The organism is Pseudomonas rubra (assembly GCF_028656935.1).
In the GTDB taxonomy this organism is placed as follows: Bacteria; Pseudomonadota; Gammaproteobacteria; order Pseudomonadales; family Pseudomonadaceae; genus Aquipseudomonas; species Aquipseudomonas rubra.
Map to the genome: position 1 here is coordinate 33,496 of NZ_JAMDGZ010000035.1, position 16,946 is coordinate 50,441.

General features: G+C 61.0%; 18 protein-coding genes and 1 other RNA gene. 14 read left to right on the plus strand and 5 right to left on the minus strand.

Annotated elements, in window-relative coordinates:
* The first annotated feature begins 232 nt into the window (after nucleotides 1-232).
* From petA to M5G17_RS16480, 5 genes are all read left to right on the plus strand, one after another.
* Entirely contained in the window at nucleotides 233-826 is a 594-nt protein-coding gene (gene petA / locus M5G17_RS16460) for a ubiquinol-cytochrome c reductase iron-sulfur subunit (protein WP_010220763.1), read from the plus strand.
* Nucleotides 826-2,037, plus strand: coding sequence for a cytochrome b (locus M5G17_RS16465; protein WP_130266179.1), 1,212 nt, complete (start codon nucleotides 826-828; stop codon nucleotides 2,035-2,037). The genes petA and M5G17_RS16465 overlap by 1 nt, the downstream gene beginning before the upstream one ends.
* Nucleotides 2,037-2,819, plus strand: a complete 783-nt coding sequence (locus M5G17_RS16470; protein WP_273893987.1) for a cytochrome c1 — start codon at nucleotides 2,037-2,039, stop codon at nucleotides 2,817-2,819. Before M5G17_RS16465 ends, M5G17_RS16470 begins: the two co-directional genes overlap by 1 nt.
* A 117-nt stretch (nucleotides 2,820-2,936) precedes the next feature.
* The gene (locus M5G17_RS16475; RefSeq protein WP_130266177.1) at nucleotides 2,937-3,554 is read left to right on the plus strand and encodes a glutathione S-transferase N-terminal domain-containing protein; all 618 of its coding nucleotides are present in this window, start codon (nucleotides 2,937-2,939) and stop codon (nucleotides 3,552-3,554) included.
* 17 nt (nucleotides 3,555-3,571) lie between these two features.
* Nucleotides 3,572-4,003, plus strand: a complete 432-nt coding sequence (locus M5G17_RS16480) for a ClpXP protease specificity-enhancing factor (RefSeq protein WP_273893988.1) — start codon at nucleotides 3,572-3,574, stop codon at nucleotides 4,001-4,003.
* Between the two features lie 50 nt (nucleotides 4,004-4,053).
* On the opposite strand, the gene M5G17_RS16485 is transcribed toward M5G17_RS16480, so the two are convergent.
* The 5 genes from M5G17_RS16485 to M5G17_RS16505 form a co-directional block, all read right to left on the minus strand.
* The gene (locus tag M5G17_RS16485) at nucleotides 4,054-4,272 is read right to left on the minus strand and encodes a YgdI/YgdR family lipoprotein (protein ID WP_038998857.1); all 219 of its coding nucleotides are present in this window, start codon (nucleotides 4,270-4,272) and stop codon (nucleotides 4,054-4,056) included.
* 47 nt (nucleotides 4,273-4,319) lie between these two features.
* Nucleotides 4,320-4,898 carry a BON domain-containing protein gene (locus M5G17_RS16490; protein WP_130266174.1) on the minus strand — a complete coding sequence of 193 codons (579 nt, stop codon included), beginning with the start codon at nucleotides 4,896-4,898 and terminating at the stop codon, nucleotides 4,320-4,322.
* Entirely contained in the window at nucleotides 4,895-5,488 is a 594-nt protein-coding gene (locus M5G17_RS16495; protein WP_116550244.1) for a phosphoheptose isomerase, read from the minus strand. The genes M5G17_RS16490 and M5G17_RS16495 overlap by 4 nt, the downstream gene beginning before the upstream one ends.
* A gap of 134 nt (nucleotides 5,489-5,622) precedes the next feature.
* Nucleotides 5,623-5,994: a YraN family protein gene (locus M5G17_RS16500; RefSeq protein WP_273893989.1), complete on the minus strand. Its 372-nt coding sequence runs from the start codon at nucleotides 5,992-5,994 to the stop codon at nucleotides 5,623-5,625.
* Nucleotides 5,994-7,814 (minus strand): penicillin-binding protein activator, encoded by a 1,821-nt coding sequence (locus M5G17_RS16505; RefSeq protein ID WP_273893990.1) that lies wholly within the window; start codon nucleotides 7,812-7,814, stop codon nucleotides 5,994-5,996. The genes M5G17_RS16500 and M5G17_RS16505 overlap by 1 nt, the downstream gene beginning before the upstream one ends.
* Nucleotides 7,815-8,000: 186 nt before the next feature.
* Between M5G17_RS16505 and rsmI the strand changes: the two genes are divergently transcribed.
* The 9 genes from rsmI (at nucleotide 8,001) to mraY (ending at nucleotide 16,942) form a co-directional block, all read left to right on the plus strand.
* Nucleotides 8,001-8,876, plus strand: a complete 876-nt coding sequence (gene rsmI, locus M5G17_RS16510; protein WP_273893991.1) for a 16S rRNA (cytidine(1402)-2'-O)-methyltransferase — start codon at nucleotides 8,001-8,003, stop codon at nucleotides 8,874-8,876.
* Between the two features lie 67 nt (nucleotides 8,877-8,943).
* An RNA gene (rnpB, locus tag M5G17_RS16515) (RNase P RNA component class A) lies at nucleotides 8,944-9,303 on the plus strand.
* A 311-nt stretch (nucleotides 9,304-9,614) separates the two neighbouring features.
* Complete coding sequence (gene mraZ / locus M5G17_RS16520) at nucleotides 9,615-10,070, plus strand: division/cell wall cluster transcriptional repressor MraZ (protein ID WP_273893992.1); 456 nt, start codon at nucleotides 9,615-9,617, stop codon at nucleotides 10,068-10,070.
* A complete protein-coding gene (gene rsmH / locus M5G17_RS16525; RefSeq protein ID WP_420793381.1) occupies nucleotides 10,067-11,014 on the plus strand; it encodes a 16S rRNA (cytosine(1402)-N(4))-methyltransferase RsmH in 948 nt (315 codons plus the stop codon). Before mraZ ends, rsmH begins: the two co-directional genes overlap by 4 nt.
* Nucleotides 11,011-11,304, plus strand: coding sequence for a cell division protein FtsL (ftsL, locus tag M5G17_RS16530; RefSeq protein WP_273893993.1), 294 nt, complete (start codon nucleotides 11,011-11,013; stop codon nucleotides 11,302-11,304). The genes rsmH and ftsL overlap by 4 nt, the downstream gene beginning before the upstream one ends.
* Nucleotides 11,304-13,037: a peptidoglycan D,D-transpeptidase FtsI family protein gene (locus M5G17_RS16535; protein WP_273894130.1), complete on the plus strand. Its 1,734-nt coding sequence runs from the start codon at nucleotides 11,304-11,306 to the stop codon at nucleotides 13,035-13,037. The genes ftsL and M5G17_RS16535 overlap by 1 nt, the downstream gene beginning before the upstream one ends.
* Nucleotides 13,037-14,500: a UDP-N-acetylmuramoyl-L-alanyl-D-glutamate--2,6-diaminopimelate ligase gene (locus M5G17_RS16540; RefSeq protein ID WP_273893994.1), complete on the plus strand. Its 1,464-nt coding sequence runs from the start codon at nucleotides 13,037-13,039 to the stop codon at nucleotides 14,498-14,500. Before M5G17_RS16535 ends, M5G17_RS16540 begins: the two co-directional genes overlap by 1 nt.
* Entirely contained in the window at nucleotides 14,493-15,860 is a 1,368-nt protein-coding gene (locus tag M5G17_RS16545) for a UDP-N-acetylmuramoyl-tripeptide--D-alanyl-D-alanine ligase (RefSeq protein ID WP_273893995.1), read from the plus strand. Before M5G17_RS16540 ends, M5G17_RS16545 begins: the two co-directional genes overlap by 8 nt.
* The gene (mraY, locus tag M5G17_RS16550) at nucleotides 15,860-16,942 is read left to right on the plus strand and encodes a phospho-N-acetylmuramoyl-pentapeptide-transferase (protein WP_273893996.1); all 1,083 of its coding nucleotides are present in this window, start codon (nucleotides 15,860-15,862) and stop codon (nucleotides 16,940-16,942) included. Before M5G17_RS16545 ends, mraY begins: the two co-directional genes overlap by 1 nt.
* Nucleotides 16,943-16,946: the final 4 nt, after the last annotated feature.

The following is a 16,946-nucleotide window of genomic DNA, read 5'->3' on the forward strand; positions in this document are numbered from 1 at the left end:
CCTGGTGGAACCGGGCTTTTTTTATGTCTTGAATAACTATGCTGTTGTTTACTGTGACAACTTGCCGCATAGACGCAAGTCAAGAGTTACAAGGGATAGCGGGGTGGCACTGGGCTAATCACCTTGTCAGAGAAGGGTCTTTTCATTACCATGCGGCAAATTTTTAGCGGTTCAGAAATTACTTAGTAGATGCCTGTTGCAACAGGCCATAAAGCTGATGGGAGAGGACTGAATGAGCAATGACGGCGTCAATGCAGGCCGGCGTCGCTTCCTCGTAGCAGCCACGTCCGTGGTGGGTGCTGCAGGAGCGGTGGGGGCTGCGGTCCCGTTCGTAGGGTCATGGTTTCCCAGTGCCAAGGCGAAAGCCGCTGGTGCACCGGTGAAGGTCAATATCGCCAAGGTAGAGCCTGGTCAGCAGATGATTGCTGAATGGCGCGGCCAACCGGTGTTCATCGTCCGTCGTACCGAAGAGATCCTCGGTAACCTCAAGAAGATTACCGGCGACCTCTCTGACCCCGAGTCCAAGGCTTCGGTGCAGCCGACCTACGTCGATCCGTCGAACCGCTCGATCAAGCCGGAGATTCTCGTGCTGGTCGGCCTGTGCACCCACCTGGGCTGTTCGCCGACCTTCCGCCCGGAAGTGGCACCTGTCGACCTGGGTCCCAAGTGGGTTGGTGGCTATTTCTGCCCGTGCCACGGTTCGCACTACGACCTGGCTGGCCGCGTCTACAAATCGCAGCCGGCACCGCTCAATCTGCCAGTGCCGCCGCACTCTTATGAGTCGGACGACATCATCGTCGTCGGCGTCGATCAGGAGAACGCGTGATGAGTAAGTTAATGGATTGGGTTGACGCCCGCTTCCCCGCGACCAAGATGTGGGAAGACCATCTCAGCAAGTACTACGCCCCGAAGAACTTCAACTTCTTCTACTTTTTTGGCTCCCTGGCCCTGCTGGTGCTGGTCAACCAGATCGTCACCGGCGTATGGCTGACCATGAGCTTCACGCCGTCGGCCGAAGAGGCGTTCGCCTCGGTCGAATACATCATGCGTGACGTCGAATACGGCTGGATCCTGCGCTACCTGCACTCCACCGGGGCTTCGGCATTCTTCATCGTCGTCTACCTGCACATGTTCCGTGGCCTGCTGTACGGCTCGTACCAGAAGCCTCGGGAGCTGGTCTGGGTGTTCGGCATGCTGATCTACCTGGCGCTGATGGCTGAAGCCTTCATGGGTTACCTGCTGCCATGGGGCCAGATGTCCTACTGGGGTGCCCAGGTGATCATCTCGCTGTTCGGTGCCATTCCGGTGATCGGCGACGACCTGACCCAGTGGATCCGCGGTGACTACCTGATCTCCGGCATCACCCTGAACCGCTTCTTCGCCCTGCACGTGGTAGCCCTGCCGATCGTCATCCTCGGTCTGGTGGTGCTGCACATCCTGGCGCTGCACGAGGTGGGCTCGAACAACCCTGATGGCGTCGACATCAAGAAGCACAAAGACGAAAACGGCGTGCCGCTGGATGGCATCGCGTTCCACCCGTACTACACCGTGAAGGACATCGTCGGCGTCGTCGTGTTCCTCTTCGTGTTCTGTGCAATCGTGTTCTTCTTCCCGGAAATGGGCGGTTACTTCCTGGAAAAACCGAACTTCGAACAGGCTAACGCCTTCAAGACCCCTGAGCACATTGCCCCGGTCTGGTACTTCACACCGTTCTACGCAATCTTGCGGGCGGTGCCGGACAAGCTCCTGGGCGTCATCGCCATGGGTGCTGCGATCGCTGTGCTGTTCGTCCTGCCTTGGCTGGACCGTAGCCCGGTCAAATCCATGCGCTACAAGGGCTGGATGAGCAAGAGCTGGCTGGTGGTGTTCTGCATCTCGTTCGTGATCCTGGGCGTGCTTGGCGTTCTGGCGCCCACCCCGGGTCGGACCTTGCTCTCGCAGGTATGCACCTTCCTGTATTTCGCCTACTTCATTCTGATGCCGTTCTACACCAGGCTCGAGAAGACCAAACCGGTTCCGGAAAGGGTGACTGGCTGATGAAAAAGCTATTTGCAGTAATGATCATGGCACTGATGCCAACACTGGCCTTCGCCGCTTCCGAGCATGGTCCGGTGCTGGACACGGTGGATATCGATCTGACCGACAAGGCCGCCATGCAGGACGGCGCCCGCACCTTCGCAAACTATTGCATGGGTTGCCACAGCGCCAAGTTCCAGCGTTACGAGCGGGTTGCCGATGACCTGGGTATTCCTCACGAGCTGATGCTCGAGAAGCTGGTGTTCACCGGCGCCAAGATTGGCGATCACATGAAAATCGGCATGAAGCCAGACGATGCCAAGACCTGGTTCGGTGCGGCGCCACCTGATCTGACCCTGGTTGCCCGGGTGCGCGGTACCGACTGGCTGTACAGCTACCTGCGCAGCTTCTATGAGGACAAGTCGCGTCCGTACGGGGTGAACAACAAGGTTTTCCCGAACGTGGGCATGCCTAACGTGCTGGTTGGTCTGCAAGGCAACCAGGTGATTGGCTGCAAGCAAGTGCAGACCGTGGTCGATGGCAAGAAGCAATATGACCCGCTGACCGGCTCGCCGTTGACCCATGAAGCGTGCGACCAGCTGACCGTGGAGCCGAAATCCGGTACCCTGACGCCAGAGCAGTTCGACGAGAAGGTCAAGAACCTGGTGACCTTCCTGGCCTACTCGGCCAACCCGGTCAAACTGGAAAGCCAGCGCATCGGTACCTATGTGCTGTTGTACCTGGCCTTCTTCTTCGTATTCGCTTACCTGCTCAAGCGCGAATACTGGAAGGACGTGCACTGATCACGCAGTAGTTTCTGGTAGTTGAACGCGCCCTGGGGCGCCTCTGGATCACAGAGGTGCCTCCAGGGCGCGTTTGCATTTGCAGCTTTTATAAATTCATACGCGAGGAGGACCACTATGGGCGTGACCAACCGGTTAGCCTGCTACTCCGACCCCGCTGACCATTATTCTCATCGGGTGCGCATCGTTCTCGCCGAGAAGGGTGTCAGTGTCGAGATCATCAATGTCGATCCTGGTCGCCTGCCGCCCAAGCTGGTTGAAGTGAACCCCTATGGCAGCGTGCCAACCCTGGTCGATCGAGACCTGGCGTTGTACGAGTCGACCGTGGTGATGGAATACCTCGATGAACGTTATCCGCATCCACCGCTGTTGCCGGTGTATCCGGTGGCGCGGGCCAACAGCCGCTTGCTGATCCACCGGATCCAGCGCGACTGGTGTGCGCTGGTGGACCTGATTCTCGATCCGCGCAGCAAGGAGCCCGCACGCGTCCAAGCGCGCAAGGAATTGCGCGAGAGCCTGACCGGGGTGTCGCCGTTGTTTGCCGACAAGCCTTGTTTCCTCAGTGAGGAGCAAAGTCTGGTCGATTGTTGTCTATTGCCCATACTCTGGCGTTTGCCGTTGCTGGGTATCGAACTGCCGCGGCCGGCCAAGCCGTTGCTCGACTACATGGAGCGACAGTTTGCCCGCGAAGCCTTCCAGGCAAGCCTGTCCGCTGCTGAACGTGAAATGCGCTAGGTTTTAAGGAGCTGTCGATGAACTCCAGTCGCCCCTATCTGGTCCGTGCACTCTATGAGTGGATCGTGGACAACGACTGCACGCCACATATGCTGGTCAATGCCGAATACCCGGCGGTGCAGGTACCCCAGAGCTTCGCCAGTGACGGTCAGATCGTCCTGAACATCTCACCCAGTGCCGTACGTCACCTGCACATGGATAACGACGCTGTGAGCTTCGAGGGCCGCTTTGGCGGCGTTGCCCACACCCTGTTCGTGCCGGCCGGTGCGATTCTGGGTATCTATGCCCGGGAGAACGGCCAGGGCATGGTCTTTGAACTTGAGCCACCGCTGCTCGACGATGAAGACGAAGAAGAGGATGAGGCCGTCGAGCCGGATGACGACGGTCCACCGGCCGGTGGCCAGCCGCCACGACCTAGCGGGCGTCCAAGCCTGAAGGTGGTCAAGTAACGAAAAAGGCGATCCGCAGGGATCGCCTTTTTTGTGTCTACCGGCCTGGATTAGAGGTCGGTGATGGTGCGGACCTGGTCCTTGTTGACCTTGATCACCTTGCCGTCGAGCTGCTTGAACTCGTAGAAGCCGGCGGCGCGATCATAGCGAGGCGCGTCGACGGCCTGGAATTCGCGGCCGTCGTTGAGGGTGATCTGGCTTGGGGTGGAGCAGCCGGCCAGGGTGGCGAAGGCGCCAATCAGCAGGGTTGGCAGCAGGCCGTTTTTCATGGTGATTCCTTGGCGATGATCGCGGGGCTGGCCCCGCGATAGGTTTATTAGTCGATGTATTCGAACAATTTAACGATCTTCTGCACGCCCGACACGCTTTGCACCAGGTTGGTGGCGCGGCTGGCTTCCTGCTGGGTCAGCAGGCCGAGCATATAGACGATGCCGTTCTCGGTGATCACCTTGATGCGCGAACCGGGGATGTTGCTGTCGGTGAGCATCTGGGTCTTGATCTTGGTGGTCAGCCAGGCGTCGTTGTTGCGCGCAAGGAGAGAGGAGGGCGGCAGCACCTGCAGTTCGTTGTGCACTTTCTTCACGCGCTGAACCTGGCCGGCGGCCTGTTCGGCGAGGCTCTTGAGGTCGGCGCGCGGGGTTTGCCCGGCGAGCAGGACGATGCCGTTGAAGCTGCTGACAACGATGTGTGAGTTCTTGTCCAGGTCAGGGTTGGCCTTGGCGACGTTCACCGAAACCTTGGTCTCGATCAGCGAGTCATCGATCTTGCTGCCGAAGGTGCGGGTGCCGCGGTCATCCTCGATCGGCTTGTCGCGGCTTGCGGTGATTATCGAGCTGCAACCGGTGAGGCTCAGGCACAGGGTCAGGGCCAGCAGGCCGAGGCGGTTAGGGGTCATTCTTCACTCCCGAACAGTTGGCTGTCGATCAGGTCGCAGAGGCAGTGGATCGACAGCAGGTGGACTTCCTGGATACGTGCGGTGACGTTGGCCGGAACACGAATCTCGACGTCTTCTGGCAGCAACAGCGAGGCCATGCCACCGCCATCGCGTCCGGTCAGAGCTACGACAATCATTTCGCGATCATGTGCGGCCTGGATCGCCTGAATAATGTTTGCCGAGTTACCGCTGGTCGAAATCGCCAGCAGCACGTCGCCGGGCTGGCCCAGGGCGCGGATCTGCTTGGAGAAGATTTCGTTGTAGCTGTAGTCGTTGGCGATCGAGGTGATGGTCGAGCTGTCGGTGGTCAGGGCGATGGCCGGCAGGCTCGGGCGTTCGCGCTCGAAGCGGTTGAGCAGTTCGGAAGAGAAGTGCTGGGCATCGCCGGCCGAGCCGCCGTTGCCGCAGGCAAGCATCTTGCCCTCGTTGAGCAGCGCATTGACCATGACCTGACTGGCTTGCTCGATGTGTGGTGCAAGGACTTCCATCGCCTGTTGCTTGGTGTTGATGCTGGCCTGAAAAAGCTGGCGAATTCGGGATTGCATGTCCATCAGTGTGACCTTAAGTAGGGCGGCTGGCCGGGCGCGTCGGGAGTATACAAAAAAGGTCCCGGCACATGACTGTGCAGCCCGTGAAGCAAAGAGCAAAAAAGTTGTAGGGGTAATGGGGCGTGGCTATTGCGGGTTCAGCACTCGAAGGCATTTTTCAGCCAGTCCAGTGGTGGGCCGCAATGGCCTCTGCCTTGCAAGGCGATGACATCGAAACGGCAGGGGTGGTTGGCCCAGCGTGGTTCCTTTTGCAGAAAAGACTCGGCGGCTAGCACCAGTTTGTCCTGCTTGCGCCCGTCGATACTGGCGAGCGCACCGCCAAAGTCTGCGTGCAACCGGTAGCGGACTTCGACGAATACTACTGTATCGCTGTCGAGCATGACCAGATCAAGCTCGCCGCGTGTGCATCGCCAGTTCTGCGCCAGCAGTTGCAGGCCTTGCCCCTGAAGGTATTCAAGGGCTTGCCGTTCGGCGGCCTGGCCGGCCTGCTTGCGCGAACTGTCGGGCATCAGCGTGGGGTATCGGGCAGGCGCTTGATCTGGCCGCCGGAGAACTCGGCCCAGGGTAGTTGCCGCTCGATGCGCTGGTTTTCGTTCATGCTCAGGCTGCCGGACAGACCGTCGATGCGGTTCTCAGGTAGTGCGCGCAACTGGCCCAGGCGTGGCGCCAGGCTGAAGGCGTCGATACCCATGGCGTACAGGCGGCCCAGGCTGCCAGCGGCTTGCGGCCATTGGCGCTCGACCTGCTGGCGCAACGGGTTGCCGCTGTCGAGCAGCCATGGGGTGTCGCAGAAGCGCACGCCGTTCATGTCGTTGTACTGGTTGACGTCACCGCTGGCGCTGTACACGTGCGAAGTGGCGTATACCGGTACGTCGCCGGCGTACTGGAAGTTCAGGGTTGGCTTGATCTGCTGGCCTTGCTGCGGGGTGGCGGCCAGGAAGATGAAGTCGATGTCCTGGCGACGCGAAGGCTGGGCTGATACGGCGCCGCCCACGGTGTTTTGCAGGCTCTTGGCGCGGCCTTCGCTCTGGCGCAACTGGAACAGGTCGGCGATCTGCTGGGCCAAGGCGACCGGCTGATCGATGTGCTGGGCAGCCAGCAGGGTGCCGCCGTTGGCTTCCCAGTCCTGGCGGAAGGCCTTGAGCACGCGGTCGCCCCATTCGCCTTTTGGTACCAGGGCCACGGCGCGCACCATGCCGTCGGCGCGGGCCCGGCGAGAGACTTCGCGGGCTTCGTCTTCAGCGGCGAGGCCGAACTGGTACAACTGCTCGGGGCCTTTCTGGCCTGCATCGCTGTAGTTCAGGGCCAGGGTAGTGATGGGCAGTTGCGGGTAGGCGGCAAGTTTTTTAACCAGCGGTTTTTCCAGCGGGCCAACCACCAGTTGCACGCCCGAGGCCTGGGCCTGGCGGTAGAAGTCGTCCAGCGAGGTCAGGCGCGAGCTGTCGAAGACTTCGATGGTCGGTGGCTTTTGCCCAGCTTGCTGGGCCTGGAAGTGGGCGGCCATGAAGCCGTCACGCAGGGCGCGGGCGACACCGGCCAGTTGGCCTTCCTGGGGCAGTAGCAGAGCAATCTTGGTCAGTGGCTGGCTGGTCAGTTCCATTAGCTTGATCAGCGATGGCGGCAGCTGCGCTGCAGCCGGATGATCGGCATGCTGAGCGCGCCAGGAGTCGATGGCAGCCTGTTGCTGCTCAACGGTGCCGGCGCCTTTTACCGCCAAAGCCAGGCTGGCCCAGCCGGCCATGGTGTCGGTGCCGCCGCTCAGGGCGTTGAGCTGCTCGCGCGGGGTGGCGGCAACCAGGTTCCAGATCGCGTCATTGTTGGCGTTGGCAGCCTCGCCCTTGAGCAGCGGTGTCAATTGGGCGCGCTCCTGGGCGGCAGCCAGCGGCTGGCCGTTGGCTTCGAGCACGGCGGCATGCACGCTGCGGGTGCGTACTTGCTGGTCGTCCGGCAGTTCGTTGAGGCGTGCCAAGCTCGGGTGGCTCATGGCGGTCAGGGCCATTTTCGGCTGGTTGCGGCTCATCGCCAGTTCTGCTGCCAGGGTGCTGGCGAAAATCTGCTGGGCCGGTTTGAGTTGCTCCAACGGCACTTGCTCAAGGATGCGCGCAGCACGGGCATTGTCCTTTTGCTTGTAGGCCATGTCGGCGGCGCTCAGGCGCAGCAGGGCGGCCTGCTCCGGCGTCTTGCTGGTGGTGGCCTGTTCAAGCAGTTGCTCGATGCTGGCATCCGGTGTGCGCGGCAGTTCGCCGAGGCTCGACGAGGGCGAGCTGGCGCAGGCTGCCAGCAGGGCGGCGAGGCAAAGGGCTGTGAACAGCCGCAGGCAAGCGATCATGTAAGGGTCCTGTTACTCGATCAAATTAACTGGCAATTGTACCCAAGCGCTGGCCGGGGCGCGATCTTGCTGGCGTTAATCCTTCAATATAGGTCGTGTAGCGCGGCTTTGCGGCGCCTCTGGTTGCCCAATGTTGCCAAGTCTCGGGCTACAATGGCGCTTTGATCATGATGACAGGTGTGTGCAGTGACTGATGTTCCAGGGGCTTCCCAAACCACTTCCGGCACGCTTTATGTGGTGGCCACGCCGATCGGCAACCTGGATGACATGAGCGCCCGGGCCTTGAAAGTACTCGGCGACGTGGCGCTGATCGCCGCCGAGGACACCCGTCATTCCATTCGTCTGTTGCAACATTTTGGCATCAATACTCCCCTGGCCGCGTGCCACGAGCATAACGAGCGCGAGGAGGGCAGCCGCTTTCTCACCCGGCTGTTGGCCGGGGACAACGTTGCGCTGATTTCCGACGCTGGCACACCGCTGATTTCCGATCCTGGCTATCACCTGGTGCGCCAGGCGCGTGCTGCAGGCGTTGCGGTGGTGCCGGTGCCGGGTGCTTGCGCTCTGATCGCGGCGCTGTCGGCCGCTGGCCTGCCGTCGGACCGATTCATCTTCGAAGGCTTTCTGCCAGCCAAGGCCGTAGGACGTCGTGCGCGTCTGAGCCAGGTGAAGGAAGAGCCGCGTACGCTGATTTTCTACGAAGCGCCGCACCGCATTCTCGAGTGCCTGCAGGATATGGAGCAGGTGTTCGGCGCTGAGCGTCCGGCGCTGCTGGCCCGTGAGCTGACCAAGACCTTCGAGACCCTCAAGGGTTTGCCGCTGGCGCAACTGCGCGCCTTCGTCGAGGCCGATAGCAATCAGCAGCGTGGCGAGTGCGTGGTGCTGGTAGCGGGCTATAGCGCGCCAGAGGATGAGCAGGCGGTGAGTAGCGAGGCCATGCGTATCCTTGACCTGCTGCTGGCGGAGATGCCGCTCAAGCGCGCCGCTGCCCTGGCGGCGGAAATCACCGGCGTGCGCAAGAACCTGCTGTACCAGGCGGCACTGGAAAAACAGAAAGACCAGTGATTCTATAGTGCCATTATCTGTTTTAGCGCTTGTTCTTGGAGCCCGCTACCGTTAACCTTTGCAGCGGAGAGTCGATTGGACAGTCGCTGCCTTCTATTGTTCCGCAATAGAGGGGGGAGGAAAGTCCGGGCTCCATAGGGCGGAGTGCCAGGTAATGCCTGGGGGGCGTGAGCCTACGGAAAGTGCCACAGAAAATAACCGCCTAAGCACTTCGGTGCCGGTAAGGGTGAAAAGGTGCGGTAAGAGCGCACCGCACGACTGGCAACAGTTCGTGGCTAGGTAAACCCCACTCGGAGCAAGACCAAATAGGGTTCCATATGGCGCGGCCCGCGTTGGAACCGGGTAGGTTGCTAAAGGCGTCCAGTGATGGCCGTCGTAGAGGAATGACTGTCCTCGACAGAACCCGGCTTACAGATCGACTCTCCACCTTTTCCCTCCTTCTGCTTGAATCGATAGCAGATGAGCCTTCGTAATACCGAAAAATTCTTACTCTTAATAAATTACTTTAACTTCGCTCTCTATCCGTATGAGTGGGTTTGAGTTTTTTCGTCAAAATCCCTTTCGGATTGTCCTTCTATCCCCTCTGTGTGCGCTAAATCTCCGATCTGTAAGGGTTTTCCTTATAAGCGTGCCTTGACGGTGTGGTAGGCGGATTCCTATAGTGTGCGCAAGTGGCAGAAAGTGGCATGAAGTGGGTTTTCTGACACAAAAACGCTAACATTGTGGGGAATCGCAGCCGTGTTCCGCGGAGCAAACGCCATCAACCTCGACGCCAAGGGTCGTCTCGCCATGCCGAGCCGGTACCGTGACGAGCTCGATTCGCGTAGTTCCGGGCAGTTGATCGTGACCATCGATGCGGTTGATCCCTGCTTGTGTGTGTACCCCCTCGATGAGTGGGAGCTGATTGAAGCCAAGTTACGCGCGTTGCCGTCATTGCGTGAAGAGAACCGTCGCCTGCAGCGTTTGCTGATCGGCAATGCGGTGGATCTGGAGCTTGATGGCAGTGGGCGTTTCCTGGTGCCGCCGCGTTTGCGCGAGTACGCCAAGCTCGACAAGAAGGCAATGCTGGTGGGGCAACTGAATAAATTTCAGCTGTGGGACGAGGATGCCTGGAACGTGGTTTCGGCAGCCGACCTTGCAGCTATCCAACAACCGGGCGCCATGCCTGATGAACTGCGTGATTTGATCCTGTGACTATAGATAGCGGCTTTAACCACATCACCGTACTGCTTGACGAAGCCGTCGAGGCTCTCGCCGTACGCGCCGATGGCTGCTATCTGGATGGCACCTTCGGGCGCGGCGGGCATAGCCGCTTGATCCTCAGCAAGCTCGGGCCGCAGGGTAGGCTGCTGGGTTTTGACAAAGATCCTCAAGCGATTGCCACCGGGCAAGCGCTGGCGGCCGAAGACGGCCGCTTTGTCATTGTGCAGCGCAGTTTTGCCGAGCTGGGTGCCGAAGCGAATGAGCGCGGTATCAACGGTAAGGTCAACGGCATCCTCCTCGACCTGGGTGTTTCTTCGCCACAGCTCGATGACCCGGAGCGCGGCTTCAGTTTCATGAATGACGGCCCGCTGGACATGCGCATGGACCCCAGTCGTGGTGTCAGTGCCGCGCAGTTCATCGCCACTGCGCCAGCCGAAGAGATCGCGCGCGTATTCAAGGAGTATGGCGAAGAGCGCTTTGCCAAGCGGATGGCCAATGCCGTGGTTGCACGCCGCGAAATCCAGCCGTTCGAGCGCACCGCCGACCTTGCCGAAGTGCTCAAGGTCGCCAACCCGGCCTGGGAAAAGGGCAAGAACCCGGCGACCCGTGCGTTCCAGGGCCTGCGCATTCACGTCAACAACGAACTGGGTGATCTTGAGGCCGGCCTCGAGGCTGCACTCGAAGCGCTGGAAGTCGGCGGTCGTCTGGTGGTGATCAGCTTCCATTCCCTGGAAGATCGCATCGTCAAGCTGTTCATGCGCAAGCTGGTCAAGGGCGAGGCCGACAACCTGCCGCGCAACCTGCCGGTCCAGCACAAGCATTTCGAGCCGAAGATCAAGGTTCACGGCAAGGCCCAGTTCGCCTCCGAAGCCGAGCTCAAGGCCAACCCACGTTCGCGTAGCGCGGTCATGCGCGTCGCCGAGAAGCTGCGGTGAGCCGCTTGTTCGCCAAGCCTTTGCCAGGCGGAAGCTTCCTGATGCTTCTGCTGTTTGTTGCCGTGCTCGTTTCCTCGGTGGCGGTGTCCTACAGCGCGCACTGGAACCGTCAACTGCTCAACACCCTGTACGGCGAGCTCAGCGAACGCGACAAGGCTCAGGCGGAGTGGGGGCGACTGATTCTTGAGCAGAGCACCTGGACCGCCCATAGCCGTATTGAAAACCTCGCCAGTGAACAACTGAAGATGCGTATTCCGGCCGCTAACGAAGTACGGATGGTGGCGCCATGATGAAACTCGAAGGCGCACTCTACCCTTGGCGGTTTCGTGTGGTCATTGCCCTGCTGGCCTTGATGGTCGGTGCGATTGCCTGGCGAATCATCGACCTGCAGGTGGTCGATCGTGCCTTCCTCAAGGGCCAGGGCGACGCCCGTAGCCTGCGGCATATTCCTATTCCTGCGCACCGTGGCTTGATCACTGACCGTAACGGCGAACCGCTGGCAGTCAGTACGCCGGTGACCACCCTGTGGGCCAACCCGAAAGAAATGCAGGCGGCCAAAGACCGTTGGCCGGCCCTGGCTGCCGCGCTCAAGCAGGACCCGCAGCAACTGTCGGCGCGCCTGGAGCAACAGGCCAGCAAGGAGTTCATCTATCTGGTCCGTGGCCTGACCCCGGAACAGGGCCAGGTTGTGCTCGATCTCAAGGTGCCCGGTGTCTATGGCATCGAGGAATTTCGTCGTTTTTACCCGGCCGGCGATGTCGCCGCGCACATGGTCGGTTTTACCGACCTCGACGACCACGGTCGCGAAGGGGTGGAGCTGGCTTACGATGAGTGGCTGGCGGGCGTGCCCGGCAAGCGACAGGTGATCAAGGACCGGCGCGGCCGGCTGATCAAGGACATCCAGGTAACTAAAAACGCCAAGGCCGGAAAGACCTTGGCGTTGTCGATCGACCTGCGCCTGCAATACCTGGCGACCCGCGAACTGCGCAACGCCATTGCCGAGCAGGAAGCCAAGGCCGGTAGCCTGGTGATCCTCGACGTCAAGACTGGCGAAGTGCTGGCCATGGTCAACCAGCCGACCTACAACCCCAATAACCGCCGCAGCATGTTCCCGGCGGCCATGCGCAACCGGGCGATCATTGACGTGTTCGAGCCTGGCTCGACGGTCAAGCCACTGTCCATGAGTGCGGCCCTGCAAAGCGGGCGCTGGAAACCGACCGACAAGGTCGAGGTCTATCCGGGCACCTTGCAGTTGGGCCGGTACACCATTCGTGACGTGTCCAAGAGCGAAGGTCCGATCCTTGACCTGACCGGCATTCTGATCAACTCCAGTAACGTCGGCATGAGCAAGATTGCCTTCGATATCGGTGGCGAGTCGATCTACCGGGTGATGTCCCAGCTGGGGCTGGGCCAATACACTGGCCTGGGCTTCCCGGGCGAACGCGTCGGCAACCTGCCGAACCACCGTGAATGGCGCAAGGCCGAGACCGCGACACTCTCCTACGGCTACGGCCTGTCGGTTACTGCCCTGCAACTGGTACATGCCTACGCGGCGCTGGCCAACGACGGCAAGATGGTGCCATTGAGCATACTCAAGGTCGACAAGGCGCCGGAGTCGACCCAGGTAGTGCCCAAGGAGGTCGCCGAGACCATCCAGGGCATGGTCCAGCAGGTCATTGAAGCGCCGCGCGGGGTGTTCCGTGCCCAGGTGCCGTTCTACCACGTGGGCGGCAAATCGGGTACGGCGCGTAAAGCCACCATCGGCTCCAAGGGCTACACCGAAAACTCGTACCGTTCGCTGTTTGCCGGCTTCGGACCGATGAGCGACCCGCGCTATGCCGTGGTCGTGGTCATCGATGAGCCGAGCAAGGGCGGCTACTTCGGTGGCCTGGTATCGGCGCCGGTCTTCAGCAAGGTGATGTCCGGTACGCTGCGTCTGATGAACATTCCGCCGGACAACCTGCCGCCGGAAACTCCACCGCAGCAGGTCAATGCTGCGCCCGCCAAAGGAGGGCGTGGTTAATGACAATGCCATTGAGCAAGCTTTTTACTCAGGCCAGCCGCGATCCGTCGATTCGCGAGTTGACCCTGGACAGCCGCAATGTACGTCCGGGCGATCTGTTTCTGGCGGTCCCCGGTGCACAGGTTGACGGTCGCGAGCACATTGCCGATGCGCTCAAGCGCGGTGCGGCGGCTGTCGCCTATGAGGCGCAAGGCGCGACTGTGCTGCCGATTACCGATGTGCCGCTGATTCCGGTCAAAGGCCTGATTGCCCAGTTGTCGGATATTGCCGGGCGCTTTTATGGCGAGCCGAGCCGTCAGCTGGATCTGGTCGGCGTCACCGGTACCAACGGCAAGACCAGTGTGACTCAACTGGTGGCTCAGGCCCTGGACAAACTCGGTCAGCGCTGTGGCCTGATCGGCACGCTGGGCACGGGGTTCTATGGCGAGCTGCAAAGCGGTCGCTTGACCACGCCAGATCCGATTGCCGTGCAGGCGACCCTCAATGACCTGAAGAAGGGCGGAGCGAAAGCCGTCGCCATGGAGGTTTCCTCCCACGCCCTGGATCAGGGTCGGGTTGCGGCGCTGGAATTCGATATCGCGGTGATGACCAACCTGTCCCGCGATCACCTGGATTACCACGGCAGCATGCAGGTCTACGAAGATGCCAAGGCGCGTCTGTTCGCCTGGCCGAACCTGCGCTGCCGGGTGGTCAACCTGGATGATGATTTCGGCCGCCGCCTGGCGGGCGAGCATGCCGAGTCGCGTCTGATCAGCTACAGCCTCAAAGACAGCAGTGCTTCGTTGTACTGCCGCGAAGCGCATTTTGACGACGATGGCGTGCGTGCGGTGATCGTCACGGCCCAGGGCGAACGTACCCTGCGCAGCCGCCTGCTTGGCCGCTTCAACTTGAGCAACATGCTGGCGGCGGTTGGTACACTGATGGCGCTGGACTATGCGCTGGATGAAATTCTCGCCGTCACCCCTGTGCTGGAAGGCCCGATCGGCCGTATGCAGCGCCTGGGGGGTGGCAGCAAACCGTTGGTGGTGGTCGATTACGCCCACACGCCCGACGCCCTGGAACAAGTACTGCAGGCGTTGCGCCCGCACGCCAAAGGCCAGTTGCTCTGCCTGTTCGGCTGCGGTGGTGACCGCGATCGCGGCAAGCGCCCGTTGATGGCCGAAGTGGCCGAGCGCCTGGCTGACCGTGTGCTGGTCACCGACGACAACCCGCGCACTGAAGATCCGCAGCAGATCTTCGCCGACATCCGTCCAGGTTTTGCCAGGGTTGATGCCGTCGAGTTCGTTGTCGGTCGCGGCCTGGCCATTGCGCAGTTGGTCGCCAGTGCCGGCGTTGACGATGTCATCGTCCTGGCCGGCAAAGGGCATGAGGACTATCAGGAGATCAATGGCGAGCGCCACGACTTTTCCGATCTGGTAGAAGCCGAAAAGGCCCTCGCCGCGTGGGAGGCCCCGCATGCTTAAGCCATTGTCCCTCAGCCAGCTGATTGCGCCCCTGCAGGGCCACCTGCCTGGCCAGGACGCAACCTTCAATGGCGTCAGCATCGACAGCCGTGCAATCACTGCCGGGCAGCTGTTTGTTGCCCTGGCCGGGCCGCGTTTCGACGGTCACGAATATTTGAACGACGTTGCTGCCAAGGGCGCCGCTGCTGCCCTGGTGCAGCGCGAAGTATCGGGCAGCAGCCTGCCTCAGTTGGTGGTCGCCGATACCCGCCTGGCCCTGGGCCAGTTGGGCGCCCTGAACCGCGCCGCCTTCGATAAGCCGGTCGCCGCTATCACCGGCTCCAGCGGCAAGACCACGGTCAAGGAGATGCTCGCCAGCATCCTCGCCACTCGTGGCACGGTACTGATGACGCGCGGCAATCTGAACAATGATCTCGGCGCGCCTCTGACCCTGCTCGAACTGGCACCGGAACACACCGCCGCAGTCATCGAGCTGGGCGCCAACCATGTCGGCGAAATCGCCTACACCGTCGGCTTGACCAGGCCGCAGGTGGTGCTGATCAACAACGCCGGCACCGCTCATGTCGGCGAGTTCGGCGGGCCAGATAAGATTGTTGAAGCCAAGGGCGAGATCCTCGAAGGTCTGGGGCAGGATGGCGTGGCCGTATTGAACCTTGATGACAAGGCCTTCGGCATCTGGAAACAGCGCGCCGGCAATCACCAGGTGCTGACGTTTGCCCTGAGCAACGCCGACGCGGACTTCTACGCTGGCAACATCGCCCAGGACGAGCGCGGTTGCCCAGCGTTCGACCTGCACAGCCCGTTGGGTAAAGGTCGTGTCCAGCTCAACCTGCTCGGCACCCACAACGTGGCCAATGCATTGGCCGCCGCCGCTGCCGCCCATGCCTTTGGTCTGACGCTGGACGGCATCGTCCAGGGGCTCAATGCCGTGCAACCGGTCAAGGGCCGCACTGTGGTGCAGATGGCGCCCAACGGCGTGCGGGTAATTGATGACACTTACAATGCAAACCCCACCTCCATGTGCGCTGCCGTTGATATACTCGCCGGCTTTTCCGGCCGCACCGTCCTGGTGCTCGGGGATATCGGCGAATTGGGCCAGTGGGCTGAGGAAGGGCATCGGCAGGTAGGCGAGTACGCCAAAGACAAGGTTTCGGCACTCTATGCAGTGGGCAGCAACATGGCTCATGCGGTAGCAGCGTTCGGCACCAATGCCCGACATTTCGCTAATCAAGCTGACCTGATCGACGCCGTTCGCGCCGAGCAGGCCACCAATACCACTATTTTGATCAAGGGTTCGCGCAGCGCTGCGATGGAGAACGTCGTGGTTGCTTTGTGCGGTTCCAGCGGGGAGAAACATTAATGCTGCTGCTGCTGGCTGAGTATCTGCAACAGTTCTACAAAGGCTTCGCGGTCTTTCAGTACCTGTCCCTGCGCGGGATTCTGGGGGTACTGACCGCGTTGTCGCTGGCCCTGTGGCTGGGCCCATGGATGATCCGTACCCTGCAGATTCGCCAGATCGGCCAAGCGGTCCGTAACGACGGCCCGCAATCGCACCTGTCCAAATCCGGCACCCCGACCATGGGTGGCGCCCTGATTCTTTCCGCCATCGGTATCAGCACCTTGCTGTGGGCCGACCTGAGCAACCGTTATGTCTGGGTGGTGCTGATCGTTACCCTGCTGTTCGGGGCTATCGGCTGGGTCGATGACTACCGCAAGGTGATCGAGAAGAACTCGCGCGGTCTGCCAAGCCGCTGGAAGTATTTCTGGCAATCGGTGTTTGGCCTGGGCGCTGCGATCTTCCTGTACATGACCGCCCCGACCAGCGTCGAAACCACCCTGATCTTGCCGATGCTCAAGGATGTCACCATTCCTTTGGGCATCGGTTTCGTGGTCCTGACCTATTTCGTCATCGTCGGCTCCAGTAACGCGGTGAACCTCACCGACGGTCTCGATGGCCTGGCGATCATGCCGACCGTCATGGTCGGCGGCGCCCTGGGCATCTTCTGCTACCTGTCGGGTAACGTGAAATTCGCCGAATACCTGCTGATCCCTTACGTCCCGGGCGCGGGTGAGCTGATCGTGTTCTGCGGCGCGCTGATCGGTGCCGGTCTGGGCTTCTTGTGGTTCAACACCTATCCGGCCCAGGTGTTCATGGGCGACGTCGGTGCCCTGGCACTGGGTGCTGCACTGGGCACCATCGCCGTGATCGTGCGCCAGGAAATCGTCCTGTTCATCATGGGCGGCGTGTTCGTCATGGAGACCTTGTCGGTGGTGATCCAGGTGGCTTCGTTCAAGCTGACCGGCAAGCGTGTATTTCGCATGGCGCCGATCCACCACCACTTTGAACTCAAGGGTTGGCCCGAGCCTCGGGTGATCGTCCGCTTCTGGATCATCACCGTGATTCTGGTGCTGATCGGCCTTGCCACCCTGAAACTGAGGTAGAAAC